At 42.9% G+C, this 17,064-nt stretch carries 16 protein-coding genes; 5 read left to right on the top strand and 11 right to left on the bottom strand.

The window, feature by feature from the left end:
* Positions 1-46: 46 nt before the first annotated feature.
* Together LN893_RS14460 and LN893_RS14465 are read right to left on the bottom strand one after the other, a co-directional pair.
* Positions 47-376, bottom strand: coding sequence for a hypothetical protein (locus LN893_RS14460; protein WP_229971249.1), 330 nt, complete (start codon positions 374-376; stop codon positions 47-49).
* Positions 377-548: 172 nt separating this feature from the next.
* A complete protein-coding gene (locus LN893_RS14465; RefSeq protein ID WP_229971251.1) occupies positions 549-779 on the bottom strand; it encodes a hypothetical protein in 231 nt (76 codons plus the stop codon).
* Between the two features lie 391 nt (positions 780-1,170).
* Here LN893_RS14465 and LN893_RS14470 point away from each other — a divergent pair, with 391 nt between their 5' ends.
* Positions 1,171-1,530, top strand: a complete 360-nt coding sequence (locus LN893_RS14470) for a hypothetical protein (RefSeq protein WP_229971253.1) — start codon at positions 1,171-1,173, stop codon at positions 1,528-1,530.
* Between the two features lie 210 nt (positions 1,531-1,740).
* Here LN893_RS14470 and LN893_RS14475 read toward each other — a convergent pair whose 3' ends face one another.
* Together LN893_RS14475 and LN893_RS14480 are read right to left on the bottom strand one after the other, a co-directional pair.
* A complete protein-coding gene (locus LN893_RS14475; protein WP_229971255.1) occupies positions 1,741-1,884 on the bottom strand; it encodes a hypothetical protein in 144 nt (47 codons plus the stop codon).
* Positions 1,885-2,425: 541 nt separating this feature from the next.
* Entirely contained in the window at positions 2,426-3,985 is a 1,560-nt protein-coding gene (locus LN893_RS14480; RefSeq protein ID WP_229971257.1) for a protein adenylyltransferase SelO, read from the bottom strand.
* Between the two features lie 204 nt (positions 3,986-4,189).
* On the opposite strand from LN893_RS14480, the gene dacB reads away from it, so the two are divergent.
* Positions 4,190-5,584: a D-alanyl-D-alanine carboxypeptidase/D-alanyl-D-alanine endopeptidase gene (gene dacB / locus LN893_RS14485; protein ID WP_229971259.1), complete on the top strand. Its 1,395-nt coding sequence runs from the start codon at positions 4,190-4,192 to the stop codon at positions 5,582-5,584.
* A 95-nt stretch (positions 5,585-5,679) separates the two neighbouring features.
* Here the strand turns inward: dacB and LN893_RS14490 are convergent, their stop codons facing one another.
* Together LN893_RS14490 and LN893_RS14495 are read right to left on the bottom strand one after the other, a co-directional pair.
* Entirely contained in the window at positions 5,680-5,877 is a 198-nt protein-coding gene (locus LN893_RS14490) for a hypothetical protein (protein WP_229971261.1), read from the bottom strand.
* A gap of 258 nt (positions 5,878-6,135) precedes the next feature.
* Positions 6,136-7,116 carry an IS110 family RNA-guided transposase gene (locus LN893_RS14495; protein ID WP_229971263.1) on the bottom strand — a complete coding sequence of 327 codons (981 nt, stop codon included), beginning with the start codon at positions 7,114-7,116 and terminating at the stop codon, positions 6,136-6,138.
* A 481-nt stretch (positions 7,117-7,597) separates the two neighbouring features.
* On the opposite strand from LN893_RS14495, the gene tcmP reads away from it, so the two are divergent.
* Positions 7,598-8,722, top strand: coding sequence for a three-Cys-motif partner protein TcmP (gene tcmP / locus LN893_RS14500; protein WP_229971265.1), 1,125 nt, complete (start codon positions 7,598-7,600; stop codon positions 8,720-8,722).
* Between the two features lie 142 nt (positions 8,723-8,864).
* Here the strand turns inward: tcmP and LN893_RS14505 are convergent, their stop codons facing one another.
* The gene (locus LN893_RS14505) at positions 8,865-9,314 is read right to left on the bottom strand and encodes a tellurite resistance TerB family protein (RefSeq protein WP_229971267.1); all 450 of its coding nucleotides are present in this window, start codon (positions 9,312-9,314) and stop codon (positions 8,865-8,867) included.
* An 86-nt stretch (positions 9,315-9,400) separates the two neighbouring features.
* The gene (locus LN893_RS14510) at positions 9,401-10,156 is read right to left on the bottom strand and encodes an alpha/beta hydrolase (protein WP_229971269.1); all 756 of its coding nucleotides are present in this window, start codon (positions 10,154-10,156) and stop codon (positions 9,401-9,403) included.
* 257 nt (positions 10,157-10,413) lie between these two features.
* Here LN893_RS14510 and LN893_RS14515 point away from each other — a divergent pair, with 257 nt between their 5' ends.
* Positions 10,414-10,782, top strand: a complete 369-nt coding sequence (locus LN893_RS14515; RefSeq protein ID WP_229971271.1) for a hypothetical protein — start codon at positions 10,414-10,416, stop codon at positions 10,780-10,782.
* Between the two features lie 169 nt (positions 10,783-10,951).
* On the opposite strand, the gene LN893_RS14520 is transcribed toward LN893_RS14515, so the two are convergent.
* A complete protein-coding gene (locus LN893_RS14520) occupies positions 10,952-12,214 on the bottom strand; it encodes an FAD-binding protein (protein WP_229971273.1) in 1,263 nt (420 codons plus the stop codon).
* 147 nt (positions 12,215-12,361) lie between these two features.
* Here LN893_RS14520 and LN893_RS14525 point away from each other — a divergent pair, with 147 nt between their 5' ends.
* Positions 12,362-14,125, top strand: coding sequence for an alpha-amylase family protein (locus LN893_RS14525; protein ID WP_229971275.1), 1,764 nt, complete (start codon positions 12,362-12,364; stop codon positions 14,123-14,125).
* A 48-nt stretch (positions 14,126-14,173) separates the two neighbouring features.
* Here LN893_RS14525 and LN893_RS14530 read toward each other — a convergent pair whose 3' ends face one another.
* Together LN893_RS14530 and LN893_RS14535 are read right to left on the bottom strand one after the other, a co-directional pair.
* Positions 14,174-15,130: a YihY/virulence factor BrkB family protein gene (locus LN893_RS14530; protein ID WP_229971277.1), complete on the bottom strand. Its 957-nt coding sequence runs from the start codon at positions 15,128-15,130 to the stop codon at positions 14,174-14,176.
* A gap of 735 nt (positions 15,131-15,865) precedes the next feature.
* Positions 15,866-16,981 carry an SGNH/GDSL hydrolase family protein gene (locus LN893_RS14535; RefSeq protein ID WP_229971279.1) on the bottom strand — a complete coding sequence of 372 codons (1,116 nt, stop codon included), beginning with the start codon at positions 16,979-16,981 and terminating at the stop codon, positions 15,866-15,868.
* Positions 16,982-17,064: the final 83 nt, after the last annotated feature.

Consider the following 17,064-nt stretch of genomic DNA (forward strand, 5'->3'; position numbering starts at 1 on the left):
AAATTGAAATATGGAAATGACACAGTTTAAATTACACTCCCAAATACTATTTACTGCATATTCTGATGTGTCCCCTTTGGTAGATTCTTTTCTGTGATATTTCATCAAACTCATACCACACATCTACCACATAAGCAGGAGTGGAATAGGTAGTAACAAACTGTTCATGAACATCTATGTTTTTATAATCTGTTACCATTTCATAGCCATCTTCTTTTGCTTTATAGTAAGCCTCATCATCTTCAAACTCATTGAGGTAGCGGTTGTATACCTGGTGGTATTTATCAGTTACTGATTCATAATAACGCTGTAGTTCCGATGTTTCAAACTCCATGAAGCCCTCTTCATCTTTTGTCCATTTTCCTGTTATCTCCATAGTCGCAAAGGTAAGCAGCTATTCAGAATTAAAAGTTCCTAAATTAGACGCCCTAAGTATAAAAAGCCGCAGCTGTAATTGTAAAATAAATTGGATGTTTATGCAGTGCTTGATATTTTGTATTCCCCCTCGCTCAGCATTTTTTGAGTAAGATGCTGGCATTCAGCAGACTTTATAAACTGGTATAATCATACGAATAACACTCTATGCACTTGAGGCTCCCAAAGAAATTGTAGAGTGTCTGGAGCATATCTTTTGATACGAATACCTCCTGTTCCACTACTTTATTTTTTGCTTTGAGTAAAAGGCTTTTTTTATCTATGTAGATGTAGAAAGAGTCTATATCCTCGTCTCGTACCAGCTGCTCAAATTCTTCTAAAGCTCTTTGTAAATTCTCATCCATAGATTTTCGTTCTCAGGCTAAGGAATGCGTGGCGAAAATAACTGCAGTTCAGGTAAAATAATTCAAGGTTAAATACTGTTTTTATAATAGGTATATATACCTAAGGTTCTGATAAAAAATGATGTTACAGGTTTTTTACTTTCTGTGTAGCTAACTGTAAGCTTGGTACTAGGCATAAATTCGCTTAGGTTTAATAATCAGTATTTTATGCAGTTTTTGCGTAGTTAGTTACTATTTATGATGCTTTTGGGCACTAAAAAGAAATTTGAGATGTCTAATGTATAGAGTGAACAAAGAACTCCCTTGGAAGCAATAATCGATACAGATTGCTTCTACACAAACTTAAATGGGCAAGAAGCGATGCCTTGAATAGAAATTAAACTATAGAGCTATGAAATATGTGGATTTAGGAACAGGTTTCTTGCTGACAGGCTTTCCTGACTTTGAGTCAGCGTTTGCAGCGTCGGAAGAATGGTGCGGAAAAGGCTTTAAGGTTGCTTATTTAAATGAAGCAACTCATGTGAATGAATGTGAAATAGTTACGTACCTCAAAAGCATTGAGGCTGCGGATACACGGTTGTACCAGAACTACCATTATAAAAATGGAGAGTATGCCAAAGAGGAAGTGGCGGATAGCCTGCAAACAGCCCTGGAAGTGCTGGAGAAAAAGCTGAATGCAAAGGCTAAGTTTATTATGGTGTTGGCTCCAAAGCATGTTAATGTTGTAAGCCGACAGGCGGTTTGGCTGTAGGTAGTTTGCATGCTTGATCAACAGAAAAAGCAGTTCTTATAGAAAGGGAGCTGCTTTTTCTTTTAAAAGGCTTACCCTATACTTCGTAAGTTTCGGCGGAAACCGAAATCAGCAACAAGATTGGATCATGTTATTCGGCAGTGGGTTCTCGTTCCGCCTTCAGTGTTTATGTAACTCATAATCATATAGACTTCATAAGAGAGCTTCTGCTTAATCTATTTCAGATACCCACTTCCTCGCATCTTCCACATTACTAAAATACTTTATGTCAAACTTCACTAAGTCAGTCCCTTTACGAAGTATGTTATCTACAGCCATCTTGTTAAAGATGTCATCTGAGACGATCACTGCCATTCTTTTAACATCATACTTTGCAAAATCGTATACCCACTCTTTTAGGGTCCACTCTTAATCTACAGGCCGAATTGCTTTAGCATTTTTAGTGTTGCCAATCCATTTTGTTACCTTATAGTCTCTAGCGATTGTTGTATACGTGTTCAAGGTTCCCTGTATTCCTTACTGTTTGCAAAGCCATGCCATTCTGTGTAAACACAGTTTTCCTGCTCATTGTATTTAATTGTGATGTAAGGGCGCTCAAAAATGACCATATATGGTGTTAATATTACTGCTACTTATGTATGTGTCGTAGCATCGAAATAGCTAAAGAAGCTGAGGTCAGTATAAATAGCAGGTTATACAAAGTTGTATTTAACCTCAGCTCGCGCTGACACTCCATACGCGACAGATGCACTAAAGTTAGAACCTATGTAAAGCTGCTGGAGCAAAAATGTACCTTCTGTTATATTCCCTTATGCTTAAAAGAAGATAAAGGTAACCATTAGTATGTATGCTTACCAATGGTTGCCTTTAATTTGACTGCTCGTCCTCAACAAAACTAAGAACTACAGGAAAGCATAGAGCATCCTGCTTTTTTGGTTGCCCATTCAGGTCGCTTTGCAAAGAACTCATCAGATTTGTTGGAGTAAGTATCTTTCAACGCTTCCTGCAGTTTTATAAATAAACTATCGTCCCCACTTTCCAACCCTTCAATAGCCTGCGACAGGAGATAGTTGCGAAGTATAATCCTTGGGTTATTTGCACGCATTCTTTTTTGAGACTCTTCACGGGGAGCAGTGTTTTTGCCTAACTTTTCCACGTATGCCTGCGTCGTATTATAAAGCAATTGTCGCTCTGCTTTATCGGGTGCTGCATAGAAACTCTCTTTAAAATGATCTGCCACTTGTTGCTCATCCTGTAACTCAAGCGGAAGGTCTGCCAGCAGCTGGTAAAAGATAGTCATATCTGGTTTCAGCGTTATCAAGGCTTTCTCAAAGTCATCAATAAAACTTACGTTCTCCTTGTCAACTTGCTCAAGGCCTAGCTTATTTGCCATCATGGTATAATACTTCTCCCAGTAAATAGCATCATACCCCTCCAGAGCAGCCACTAGTTCTTCTGTACCTGAAAATAAAGGCGCAAGAGCACTAGCCAGGCAACCCAGGTTCCATTTCGCAATAGCTGGCTGTCTTCCAAATGCATACCTTCTGCCAGGCAAGTCGGTGGTGTTCGGAGTAAATTTAGGATCGTAGTCATCTAAGAAGGAGTAAGGGCCGTAGTCGATGGTAAGCCCCAGTATCGACATGTTATCGGTGTTCATCACGCCATGCACAAAGCCTACGCGCATCCAGTCTACCATCAAGGCGGCTGTGCGTTCCAGCACCTCTTTAAACCAGCGCAGTACCTTATCCTCTCCCTGTATGTGCGGGTAATAACGTGAAATGGTCCAGTCTACCAGTTTCCGAAGGTTGTCTATTTCTTTTCGGGCAGCGGGCATTTCAAAGTTGCCGAAACGCAGGAAGCTCGGGGCTACACGCATCACGATGGCTCCTGGTTCATAAGCCGCATTTCCGTTGTAGAACATATCCCGCAGCACTTCGTCGCCTGTTGCTACCAAGCTTAGAGCTCTTGTAGTGGGCACGCCCAAATAATGCATTGCCTCACTCATAAGATATTCTCTAACAGACGAGCGCAACACTGCTCTGCCATCGGCTCTGCGCGAGTAGGGGGTAGGGCCTGCACCCTTAAGCTGCAATTCGAAAGTTTTACCAGTAGCTACTTCCCATTCGCCTAAGGTAATGGCACGGCCATCGCCTAACTGCCCTGCCCAATGGCCAAACTGATGCCCCGCATAACAAGCCGCGTAAGGCTGCATGGTGTCAGTAACTAAGTTGCCACCTAATATGTCTGTTTCCTCTTGGCTAGAAGGCTTCTCTATTCCAAGCTCTTTTGCCAAGTCTTCAGACCATGCCAGCAAAGTCGGTTTTTTTACGGGGGTAGGAGTGGCTTTGCTGTATAAGACACCTGGTGTCTGGCGCGGATGTAATTCGCCGCTATCGTCGCCGTCGAAGGTGTTTACAAATTCGTTTTTATATTCTTTTGAGCTTAATTGCTGCATAAGTATCTGTTTTATGATTTTTTTAGGTAAAAGCTAAGTACTTCTAAGAATAGGCGCTTGCACCTTAACTTTTAACAATAATTTTGCAAGATTAGTTGATTTTAGCCAAGGCCTAAAATAGGCTAAGAAGCATGAAAGAGCTGGAGTTTATGAGCATTTAATTTATTTTGCCTTTTTGGTGGATAAATCCCTTACTTTAGGTTTATGAAATTAACGATAGTAAAAGCCTCTGTTTTGGTAGTATGTGCCTTTATTCATACGAATGTTTTGGCGCAGTCTGTTTCAGAAAAACTTACAGCCGCTTTCAAAACTTTTCAGAACGATCCGCAACTAAGCAACGGCATTGCCTCTTTGTACGTGGTAGATGCCAAAACAGGGCAGGTGGTGTTCGATAAAAACAGCAGCGTAGGATTAGCGCCTGCCTCCACACAAAAAATAATTACCAGTGCAAGCGCTTATGAACTCTTAGGTGCTGATTTTAGGTATAAAACCACCTTTGCTTATCAGAGGGGGCAGCAGCCAAGCCTTATTATTCTGCCCTCTGGCGATCCTACCTTCGGTAGCTGGCGCTGGCCAGAAACTCAGGACGGGGCTGTTATGAAAGGTTTGGCTCGTGCCATCCGAAACACAGGAATAAAATCTTTTAACGAAGTGCAGCTGGCCAACAATGGTTGGAACGAAGAAACCATACCAGATGGCTGGATGTGGCAAGATGTAGGCAACTACTACGGCGCTGGACCAGCAAAACTGAACTGGCGCGAAAACCAATACGATGTGCATCTAAAGTCAGGTAGCCGTATAGGAGATCCTGTCACCATTGTTAAAACCGTTCCTCGTTTGCACGGCTTTGCACTGCGGTCTGAGTTAACTTCAGCTGCCGCTGGTACTGGAGACAATGCTTACATCTACTTCCCCTTAAATGCAGCTACAGGTGCTATAAGAGGTACTATTCCTATAAATGAAAGCAGCTTTAAAATATCAGGTGCAGTACCTTCTGCTTCGCAGCAGTTTTTAGGTGCGCTGGCCGATACCCTTAAACAGTTAGGTATACAAATGCCTAAAACAGCTACACTTCAAAACGGGGTCAATGCATCAGGACAAAATTTCACGCCTTTCCATACCGTCACCTCACCTCCGCTGGACAGCATTATCTTTTGGTTTAACAGGAAAAGCATTAACCTGTATGGTGAGGCTTTGTTAAAAACGATAGCTTACAAGAACTCCGAAAATGGGTCAACGGCAAAGGGAGTGAAGCTGGTAAAGGAGTTTTGGAAAGGAAGGGGCATTGCAGAATCAGAATTAAATATCGTAGATGGGTCAGGACTTTCGCCATTGAACCGCGTTACGACCCATGCCCAGGTAAAGGTGTTACAGCATGCACAAAAGCAAGCTTGGTTTAACGGGTTTTATACTTCGCTGCCGCTCTACAACGGCATGAAAATGAAGAGCGGTACCATACGTGGCGTAAAAGGCTTTTGTGGCTACCATAGAAGCAAAGACGGAAAAGAGTATGTTTTCGCTTTCCTGGTGAATAACTACAATGGCTCCACCTCAGGTGTAGTGCAGAAGATGTATAAGGTACTTAATGAATTGAAGTAGTTACTTTCTGAACATACAAAAGCCCCGAGAGCAGATAGCTCTCGGGGCTTTTGTATATAAATTAAATGTGCCTACAACATAGGCAACTGATGATTTTATTTTTCGTTCCCCAATCCTTCGTTGCTTTTATTTCCTTTTAGCGTGCTGGCATTTGGCTGGTTGTTACGGAACTCCTTGTCAGTACTATCTGCACCACGGGTAGTGGTTGTCGCATTTTGCTGCGTGTCCTTGTCAGGGTTTTCTCCACCTGGCTTTGCACCAGCTGTGTGTCCTTCTCTGCTTGGCTTGTTCACTCAGCGTGTGTTATCTGCTCCACCTGCTACAGGGCCTGTCTGTGTTCCTGCGCCTTGTCCGCTTACACCTTGTCCTTTGCTATCTTTACTCATAATATGCCTCCTTCTCTTTCTCTTTTGTTCAACATTAATAATTTACTTCTGGTTAATACCAGTGTATATTCTTGTACGGACGAAATGCAGTATAGGGTTAGTTCTATGGGAGATGCATGTTTACCTGTTTTAGATTAACATGAACTGTGTTAAAAGTCAAGTTTTTTAGGTCGAAACAGTCGCAAAATCGGGGCGGTAGGGAATACTAGGTTTTACAATAGCAAATGCCTGTTTGAGCAGTTTGTTACAGACGGCTATCAGAGCCAATTTTCCGTTCTTCCCCTTGGCCACCAGCCGCTCGTAAAGCGCCTTGCAAGCCGCGTTCGATCTCTTAGCCGAGAAGCTGCACATGAACAGCTTACCCCTGATCAGTCCGCCCCCCATCTTGGTGATTCTGACTTTCCCCCTGACGCTGGAGCCGGAGGTATACTCCCGGGGATACAGACCGGCTTTGGCAATCAGCTGCCGGTAATTGTCCACGTCTCGGAAGCCGCCGGCAAACAGCAGCAGCATGCCCGCTGTCTTCTTGCCGATACCCGGGATTGAGGAAAGCAGCTCTATCTCCCTGGCAAAGGCCTTCTCCCGGCTGTCTAGTAGCCGAGCCTCCAATTGCTTGACCTGCTTTTCGAGTACCTTGAGCGTCTGCCTAAGGCTTTTGGTGGCCAACTGACTTGTGACCGGCTGCAGTTTCAGGGCCTCCAAAGAGTTGATCACCATGGTTTTCTGCTTGATGAGCTGCTCAATAACCTGCTCCAGCTGCCTGCATTCCACGATCAGCCTCTCGTCTGGTTGCCAGCATGGCACTTGGTTCTGCTCCCCGTAGCGCCTGATCCACTGGGCATCCTTCTTGTCGCTCTTGCCCTTGCCCAGGTGCATCTGGATGTAGCGCTTGATGATTAGTGGATTCACCACGACCACCTGCGCACCCTGTCCGTGCAGGTAATAGGCCAGCTGGAGGTAATAGATACCCGTTGCCTCCATCACGTACAGACTATCCGCGCCGCACTGCTTGACCAACTGCCTGAAGCCGGCCTGGTTGTTTTCCGTCTCCATGTGCTGCCCCGTCCCTTGGGCCAGGTGGCTCGCAGCCAGAGAATCCTTACTTACGTCAATACCAACTACTTTGAGTCTTGCTGGGCTGTCCATAACTTCAAGCGTTTAGTTAAGGGAAAAAAATAAGTTGAAAAGAGCAAATTATGGTAGCTTTCTCTATCCTGATGCAAGCTCTAGAGGCTTAATGGAACTGTCCAAAGTAACCATATAAAAGGAAGGGGATTATCATGTTAAACAAGTTCGAAGACCTAATAAAACAGTGAATCTTTATCCTTCCTCTCTGCTCTTTTACACAAGATAATGTTTAATGGCAAACATAGGATAATATTGTAACTGAGTATTTGGTGCTTCGTCCTCAGTTTAACTGCTCTACTTTTTAACCTTCCTGAAAATAACGAAGTGATATTTAGTGAGAAGCATTTAAACCATTCGTGCTAAATTTGCTGTGAAGGGCAGGTTGTGCATCTGCCTTGGTTATGTAATAATATACCATCTCTTATACAAACAGCAAGTACAGCAGGAGAGGATGGGGTGTGTAAAGATTTCCTGTCACTGTAAATTTTAACTATTGATAATGTCTACTGCCGATATAAGCGATTTTTTTGCGACACAACGGAAAACCCCTGAGATAAAATCGGAGATACTGAACGAGTACTTTAAGGTCTGGAGCAATACTATGTTGCTGGAGCAGCGTTACCGCTCCACACACAGCTTGGCTTTTATTGATCTGTTTGCTGGTGAGGGCTTAAACGAGGATGGAAAGCCAGCCTCGCCAGTTAAAATACTCAATAGTGTTTTTGGCTCGACAGGAAAGCTTAATCTGAACAAGACAGTGCGCACCTTTTTTAATGATGAAAAGCAGAACGTTGTAACTAAGCTGAAAAATAATTTGGAAAATCTGCCTTATTATGAGGAGCTGATTCACAAGCCTGTTATTTTAAACGAGGAAGTAAACTTTAGCCTTCTGGCTAAACTGCTCGGAACCGAAACCCCGACGCTGATGTACCTCGATCCGTTCGGTTACCAGTTCGCACAACAGCTGCTGTTGCAATCTATAAAACGGTGGGGCCTGGACCTTTTCATGTTGTTCAATCCAGCTAAAATTCGAGTAGCTATACTAACCACAGCAGAAAGAGACATTCTATTCGATGTTTTTGGTGCAGAGCGCATAGCGAAAATCAAGAACTTTTGTGAGCGGTACCAGGATGCCTCGCAGCGAGAAGATTTTATAGTTGATAATTTTGAAGAGGTCTTCAAAGAAAAAGATTACAAGACCTTTCGTTTCAAAATTAGCCTCCCTAAAAAGAACCAGACGGGCCACTACCTCTTTTTTGTAACTAAAACAGATGCTGCTTACATGAAAATGAAAGAGCTCATGCTTATGTACAGCGACTATCAGGAAGACGGGGTGCCTCTGTTTGGAGCTAACATAAAGCACCAGTTGTCGCTTTTTCAGGAGCAGTACAGGTACTCCATTAAAAACTTAATAGCAGATCTGGCCTCCAAAGCTAGCTTTTACCATAACCTTCCGATTGAGAGTATATACAAGCACCACAACATCGGGACCAGCTACATAAGAGGGAACTATAAAGATGCTTTTGACCAACTAAAGAAGGATGGTGTGGTAGAGGCCATAAATCCAGTTTCCAGACAACCCATGAAGAAGGTTTCCTTTACCTCGATTATCACCTATAAATGATTGGCTTCCGCGAAGGGCATAAGTAGAGCGACACAGGTATCATAGCATAAAGCACTATCATATTGAATGTGCTTTTAAAACTTAGGCAGACAGTGCACACTTTATGTCTTGTATATTATAAGTTTACGTGTGGTGCTGGAGTTTATTTAATATTGCCTCTGTTTAAGATCAGGATAACTTCTATAATTTTCGTTGCCAAGTCTATGTCTAGTTCTAGCGCTGAATGGATGTAATTTAGTAGCTCTTTTTCTTTCTCCTGTACAACACCATCAGCAAGTACCAACTGTACGGTAAGTGAAAATAGAGTTGCTTTATTTTCTGGTGCAACTTTATCTACAGCATTATCAATCAGTCGTTTGCTGCCTACATCGTGGTGCGCGTAAAATACTTTTTTGCTATAGGCCAGTACATCATGCCCTTCAAACAAGGTTTTAGAAGCTAACGTGTTTGATAGTTCCTCTAGTTCTTCGTCTGCAACATCATCATCTACCGCCATGCAGGCATGCAGAATAGCTATCCAGGCTTCCTGCTCGTTTTGCGGTGAATAACTGGTATGAGGTGATTTTTCTGTTTTATTGAAGATGCCTTCCATCGTTATAATCGCTATACTTAAATGTTGCTTACTTAATAAAGTGCTCTTTTGTTCTTTTTATGCGGTCCTTTCTGTTATTTGGTATACTAACTTCCTTTGCCACTGCTTAGTATTTGTGCTAACTCTCTTCGATAAATAGGATTGTCGTTCATGCCGTTGTGCCCTTGCCCTTCAAGTAAAATTACCCGATCTGTTGGTTTTAAGTGTGCTCTTAATTTTTCCGTTGAACCAGGATAAATAACTTTATCCATACCACCATGAAAAATGGCAATTGGAGCTTCTGTGTTTTGGATATAACGATAGGTATCAAACTTATATTTTAGTAGCACAGCAGGTATAAAAGGGTATAACTGCCGCATTAAATCGCCCAAACTATAATAAGGTGCTTGCAAAATCAACTGCTTAGGTTGTTTGACGGAAGCCAGCATGGCGGCTGCGCCCGTTCCTATAGAATAACCAATAACTACTGTTTGGCTTTCAGAATACCTCTGAGTAATGACTGCATAAGCTGTCTGTACGTCATCAAAAAGTTGTTCTTCGCTGCTTATGTTTCCTTCGCTTTTGCCAAATCCACGGTAGTCGAGGATGAAAATATCATAGTTCAAGTCTGTGTATACACTGGCTATTTCACCCCAAGTGTCTAGGGAGCCAGCATTGCCGTGTAAGTAAAACACCACTCCCTTAGGAGCAGGGGCTTTGAAAAGTAAACCATGTAGCTCGATTATATCTTTAGTAGGTATGAATATTTCCTCAAACTCCTGGTCAAATTTAAACTGGTAGTTCTTGGGCAATTTCTGCGGAAAGAAAATTATCCGTTCCTGTTGGAAAAATGCTAAGGCCATAAGTAGCAGGTAAAAGATAAGTAGTATAGCAGCAATATATAAGATGATCTTAAGCAAGGGCTATTGATTTAAAGGTGCAATAAGTATTACGAAATCAAGCCTAATCAGCGCATGTTGTATGAAGATTGTTTTGCATTTACACTAATCACTCTTTCAATATAAAGGTATTGTTGCTAACAATATTAGTTTTTAGTGACTTTGATAGAACATGAGCAACAATAATGCGTATAATTTTAGTAAAACAAAGAGCTTGAAATATGAAACTGAACATAAATGAAAAACCTTTTCTGTCAGAAGGCAGGCATGTGGTAAAGGTAACAGAAGTAGAAGAGGGGCAAAGTGAAAACAAAGAGGTTCCTTTTATTAACTGCCGTTTGGAGAATGAGGATGGTTTTGTAAACCAACGTTTCTACCTGAGCGAGCCAGGGCAGCCGATACTGGCTTCCTTCTTAAAAGCACTCGGTATAGAAAAAAGGGAAGTAGACTCTAAAGAACTAAAGGGGAAGAGCCTTTCAGTAGAAGTGGAGGAGCGCTCTTATGAAGATGCCGATGGAAAAGAGAAAACCATTAAACAAGCCACTCACTTTCAGGAGGTGGGAGACGCCAATAACACAGATAGAATCTAATAAAGAATAAAAAAAGGAGCTAAATGCTCCTTTTTTTATTTAAGGTATCGGCTAGTGCAGGTTTAATTCATCCCGCACAGACATATTCTTGCAATAGGTTATATTAGCAGCTCAAATCACTTCTTAAAGCAGGAACAACATCAGAGAATAAAACAAGATTACTCGATTTTTAACTGCTGTATAAGGTGCTTTCTAGGTACTCGTTACGGAACTTACCCTGTGGATCATATTCTGAAACCAGTTTTCTAAAATCATCCATCTTTTCATAAAGAGGCTCTAACGCTGCCTGCGGCATTGTAAATAACTTTCCCCAATGTGGCCTTGCCTTAAATGGAGCCAACTCTTTTTCTATGATAGGTAACAACTTGCTTACGGCTGGCCAATTCTGCTTCCAAGTAAAATGTATGGCCACACTTACTTGTTTGTAACTAGGGCTCAGCCAAAAATCATCCGCGGCAATGGTGCGTATTTCAGAAGTCAAAAGATAAGGGCTTATTTTTTCTCCTAAACGCGCTATGGCAAGTATGGCTTCTACGGCATGTTGGCTCTGAACAAAGTATTCAGATTGTAATTCTGTGCCACTGCTGGGCATAAAGCCCATCTTAAAGTGCGGCAACCGCTCATGCCAAGGGCCAGGAACACCCATTTGGGCCGTACAGTTTTCGGCAGACAGTTCTGCTATAGGATGTAAATCCTTGGTTGCTGCCTTTGCACCATAAAAATCTTGCATCTTCTCAAACATGGCACTTTCCTCTGCAAGGCTCTTAATCCAAACCTCATCTATGCTATCGCTTGCCCATGTGGTGAAAAGGCTAACACTATAGCCAGCCTCTACTATTTTATGAAAATGATCTTTTAGTTGGGCTAACGGTAGCTGTTCGAAAACATATTGCCGAATTGTAAAGGATGGCTGAATGTCGAGCGTCAGTTTTGTAACGATACCCAGCGCACCAAGATTAACAACAGCACCGTAAAAATGCTCAGGAGAGGTTTCCTTAGAAAAGGTATGCATGCTACCGTCTGCAGCAACAAGCTCTAATGCAGTTACAGCCGTTGCTAAATTTCCATTTTGGCTACCTGACCCATGTGTTGCTGTGATGACAGAACCAGCCACGGAAATATGCGGCAACGATGCCAGGTTGTGCAACGCATATCCATTCTCGTGCAGGTATGGGCTTAACTCTCCATATTTGATTCCACCTTCAACTGTAACTTTTTTTGCATTCGTATCCAGCGATACAACCTTATTTAAGTCTATTAGCGATACAAGATTATCCTTGCTATCCGCAATTGTGTTGAAGCAATGGCGGGTGCCTTGCCCTTTTAGTTTATCAAACCTCTTTACAAGCTGCTGTACTTCCTCTATAGATTTGGGATAATGTACCTGATCAGTACTGAATTCTATGTTGCCAGCCCAGTTTTTTATCTTCATGCTCCATCGTTGTTAATAATGGTAAATATAAGGCTTTTGTACGGAGCACTGCTGCGCTTGATGTAATGTGTTTGTTAGAAGTCTGTAGCTTGTAACCTTGCAGGTGAGGAACTTCGTTTAGATGCGAGTATCTCCTACGCATCTGATATGAACAAATTCGTCTCTGGCTTAGCTGTAAACTTGCTGATGTTTATGGTGCTGCCAACTGCCTGGGCTCAAGACAATCCTCCCACACCAAAAAAAATTAGCTCACCACATCAAACAAAAGGCCTATGGTACAAAAACTGTATCATTTATAATGTTGATGTGGACGCTTTTAAGGATTCTGACGGCGATGGAATTGGTGATATAAAAGGACTAACGCAGCAGCTGGATTACCTGCGGATGCTGGGAGTAAATGTACTGTGGCTGGCACCGTTTCAGCCCTCACCCATGCAGGATAACGGCTACGATATTACAGATTACTATGGCGTAGACCCTAGTTTAGGAACGGAAGGCGACTTTGCTGAATTTATTTATCAGGCACATATGCGGGGTATGCGGGTGATCAATGATTTGGTGCTGAATCATACTTCCATTCAGCACCCTTGGTTCCAGGAGGCGCGCAGAAATAAAAACTCCCGCTACCGCGACTGGTATGTGTGGTCGGAGGAGCGGCCTGATGATTGGAACAAAGGCATGGTTTTTCCTGGAGTGCAGCAAGAAACCTGGACATACGACAAGGAAGCAGGAGCCTATTACTCGCACCGTTTTTACAAGTTTCAGCCTGACCTCAACTACAAGAACCCTGAAGTGCAGGCCGAGGTGGAGCGTATAATTAGCTTTTGGCTAAGGCAGGATCTGGATGGGTATCGCCTGGATGCCGTTCCCTTCATTATTGAAGACCCCCGATCTGACAGAGAAGACCCGATACATTATTTTGAGCAGATTACCAGCTTTAGAAAATTAACACAGTGGCGCAAAGGCGAAGCCATAATATTGGGAGAAGCAAACGTGTTGCCAGATGAAAACATGCGCTACTTCGGCGATGAAGGAACTGGAATCCATATGATGTTTAACTTTTATGTGAACCAGCACATGTTCTATTCGCTTGCCTCAAAAGATCTGCAACCCCTGAAAAAAGCTTTACGCGACACGCGCGATATTCCGCCTACCTCGCAGTGGGCACAGTTCCTGCGCAACCACGATGAACTGGACCTGGGGCGGCTTACGGAAGCACAACGTAATAAAGTGTTTGAGGAGTTTGGGCCTAAGAAGAATATGCAGCTTTACGAACGTGGCATACGCCGCCGCCTGGCGCCCATGCTCCAAAATCGTAAACAAATGGAGATGGTTTATAGCCTAATGTTCTCTTTGCCTGGTACTCCAGTTATACGCTACGGCGACGAAATTGCCATGGGCGACGACTTGAGCTTAAAAGAGCGGGAGGCAGTACGCACCCCCATGCAGTGGTCAGCCGATAAAAACGCAGGTTTCTCCTCTGCTAACAAGAAGCTAGACAACCCTGTGATTGATAAAGGAGAGTATAGTTATAAGCGGGTAAATGTAGAAGCGCAGCTACGCGATCCGAATTCATTTCTGAACTGGACAAAAAAGCTAATTGATCTTCGGAAGCAGTGCCCAGAAATTGGTTGGGGAGCATGGCAGATTCTGGAGGCAAATTCTCCAGATGTTTTGGTTATGGAGTACGAGTGGAACGGCAGCCATTTAGTGTTGGTTCACAATTTTAGCGAACAGCCGCAGCAGGTAAGCTTTACTTCGGGGGCGACCGCCAAAGTGCGCCTGGAAAACCTACTGCAGCAAGAGACACTTAAACCAGACAAGGCAGGGGTCCATAAAATAAATATTGAAGGCTACGGCTACCGTTGGTACAGAGTAGGAGGGCTGCTACGCTTAAATGACTTAAAGTAACAGCATACAGGTATAGCTAGTAAAGACAAACACTGATCAGCGAAGGCTCTACTTTTTGTCTGCTCTTCCAGCCACATGGTCTGCATGGTAGGCATTGCGTTGGCCCATTGGTTTTTCTTCGCCAACGGTAGTGTCTTTCATTGTTTGGTGTTCTAGTTCAGAGTTGATTTCAGCTCCCAAAAGAACAATAAAGCTAGTTAGGTTAAGCCAAAGCATCATGATAACAACTGCCGCAACAGGTCCATAGGTCTCGTTATAGTTGCCGAAGTTGTTTACATACCATGAGAAAAGAAGCGAACCGATGATCCAAAGTACGGTAGCTATGCCAGAACCCCAACTAACCCACTTAAACTTGGGATTATCACGGTATGGAGCAATTTTGTATAAAAAAGCCAACGATAGCATAACTATAACTCCTAAAAGAAGCCACCTGCTCAACTGCAAAATTGTTTTAATGCTATCAGGCAGCCCTAGTCGATCTATAAAAGCTGGGAAAGCAACTACCAGAGTGAAAGCCAAACCGCCTACTATAATGCCGCCAAGGGTAAACAGCATGGTAACCCCTGTCAGTTTGATGAAACTTCTGTCGTTCCTTTCATCATAAGCAATGTTAATGCCCTCAAATAAGGATTTTGTGCCAGCGTTAGCACTCCACAAACTCAGTAAGATACTCAGCAAAACACCCCATCCCAGCGTGGAGCTAGACTTCTGAGCAATACTGTGTAGCCTTTCTGTCAGCATTTGGTGGGTTTCTTGTGGCAGTACAGATGTTAACTGCGCCATTTGTTGCTCTACCTGAGCAGGTTCAGTTAAAAGGCCATAAATGGAAATAATAGCAGCTAACGTTGGAAAAATGGCAAGGAAGAAATAGAAAGCCACACCCGCAGCCACAATGCTAATGTTGTCGGTGCTCAGTTGCTCCTTTACTCTTAACATAACCTCTTTCCAACCTGATCCAGGTATATTTCTAGGCTTTTCAGCTGCTTTGCCTTTTGAATTTCTCATTAGTTTGTATTTTGTACTTTATCCTAATTATAAAAACGGAGCAAATTAGAATAGGTTAGCTGTTTTGCCAGTTCATGTAGCTTTAACAATTGCACACATACAGTAACTGAAGGTTGATAAGCAATAATATAGGGGTATTTTCACGCATGTAAATTTACAGTAGCTTTGTGTTTTGCTTTTAATTACAGAAGGCATAAAGCATTTATAAAATTGCATAACTTTTATTCTTTTATGACTTTAAAGTGCAGCAGGAACAAAATAGAAATCAGAAAGGCATGAAGCTTTGGCGAGGTACAATTTGAACGTTTCACTGTTGCAGCATTCAGCGAGTGGGGGTAGGGGTAAAAAGGACAGCGACTAGACCTGATATGCTGCCATAACAAGCCTAGCCGCTGTATTGGGTTCAAGTTATATTAGGACTTGCAAGCCCCTCTGCAATTTGTGAAGCATATTGCTTCTAATAGGCTTTTCTCCTCGCCAGCTAGGCCTTACTTTTCTCCTTGATGGGGGTAGTGGCCCATAGCCGTCAGGCTAAGGGCCACTACCCCCACTCGCTGAACGCTCAAACAGAAAATCGTCATCTGTGCACTTGGCAAAAGTTTATTGCCTTAAAGCTTGAATAGAAAAGTTCACTCTTCAAAGTTTTGGAAGCAGCTAAATATTATATGGTATAACTAATGCAATTCTTGAGACAAATGCCTCAAGAACTGCAAACTATCAGAACTGCATTCATACTTAGTTTTTAGGAGTTGTCAACAGCTTTTGAAAGAAAGGAGTGAGTTCAGCGGCCAGAACAGCATGGTCTTCTACGTTTGGATGGCCTGTACAACCTCTGGCCTGCATGGGCTGGAAAAAGTGTAGAGCAACAGGCTTGTCTGACGGATAAAGTTGATCAACCTCTCTCTTTACCGCTGTAAGGCAGTTCTGTAAAGTTGTTCTGCTGTCTCCGCCTGTCATCGGGCTGCTCAGCAAAGCAATTTGTGCAGCTGGGTATTTTGCCTTAACCTGCTTAACAAAGTTTATATAGTTGCTAACAAAGCTGGCACTATCAAAGGGCAGTCGCTCGCTTTTACCGTCGCCATTGCTAAAGTCGTTTGTGCCTAAGGCAATACTTACTACCTGAGGCGTAAAGGTGCTGAAATTCCATAGTTGCGGATTATTTGCCTGGAAGTTCACTTTCTCATAAATCTCTGGCATAGTAGGCCCATTGCTGTTCCAGTTACGGTAAATACCTATGCCGCTAACGCTGCTTAATACAAATTTCGAGTTTAAAGCTCTTGCTACTCTAGGCCCATAAGCCATGTAAGCGTTGTGCTGGTCGTGGTAATCGCCAGTGCCGCAAGGCACCTCAGATGGGTCGGCTGCTGCACCGCAAGTAATACTGTTTCCGATAAATTCTATAATGGGAGCCTCAGGCTTTTGCAGCGGTTGAATATTATTGCCTGTAACTCTTTCTATTGCAATAGGGCCTGTGTGTGCTTCGGTCGCCTTATAAATCCAAACCGTGTGTTTCCCAGCTGTGGGTGCTTTAATGACGATAGGTTCTTTTGTGTTTCCTGGAATTCTTACTCTTTCCTGATACACGCCGTCCAGTTCATACTGCAGGTAATTGTGGCCATTAGCATCAGGAATGGAAGCAATAACCTGGCTTTCATTACCTTCAAAGCTATAGCCAAAATGTACCGCCGAACTTACCAACTCTAGCTGCTGTGCATTGTTTAGAAAGTACCTGCCATAAGGCTGTAAAGCCTTGGCAGTGAGTTCATTTGTAGTAAGAGTGTTTTTTGTATGAGAGCATCCGAAGCTCAGTAGGCATAAAGCTGCTGCTAGGCATGTATGTTTGAATGTCATAAGGGAGGTTTAGCTTTGAACTGAATAAGCCTACAAGATGAGCAACATTCTTGATTAGAGCAATACAAGCACTTCAATATTCA

The sequence above is a fragment of the Pontibacter harenae genome, from assembly GCF_020907245.1.
Lineage (GTDB): Bacteria > Bacteroidota > Bacteroidia > Cytophagales > Hymenobacteraceae > Pontibacter > Pontibacter harenae.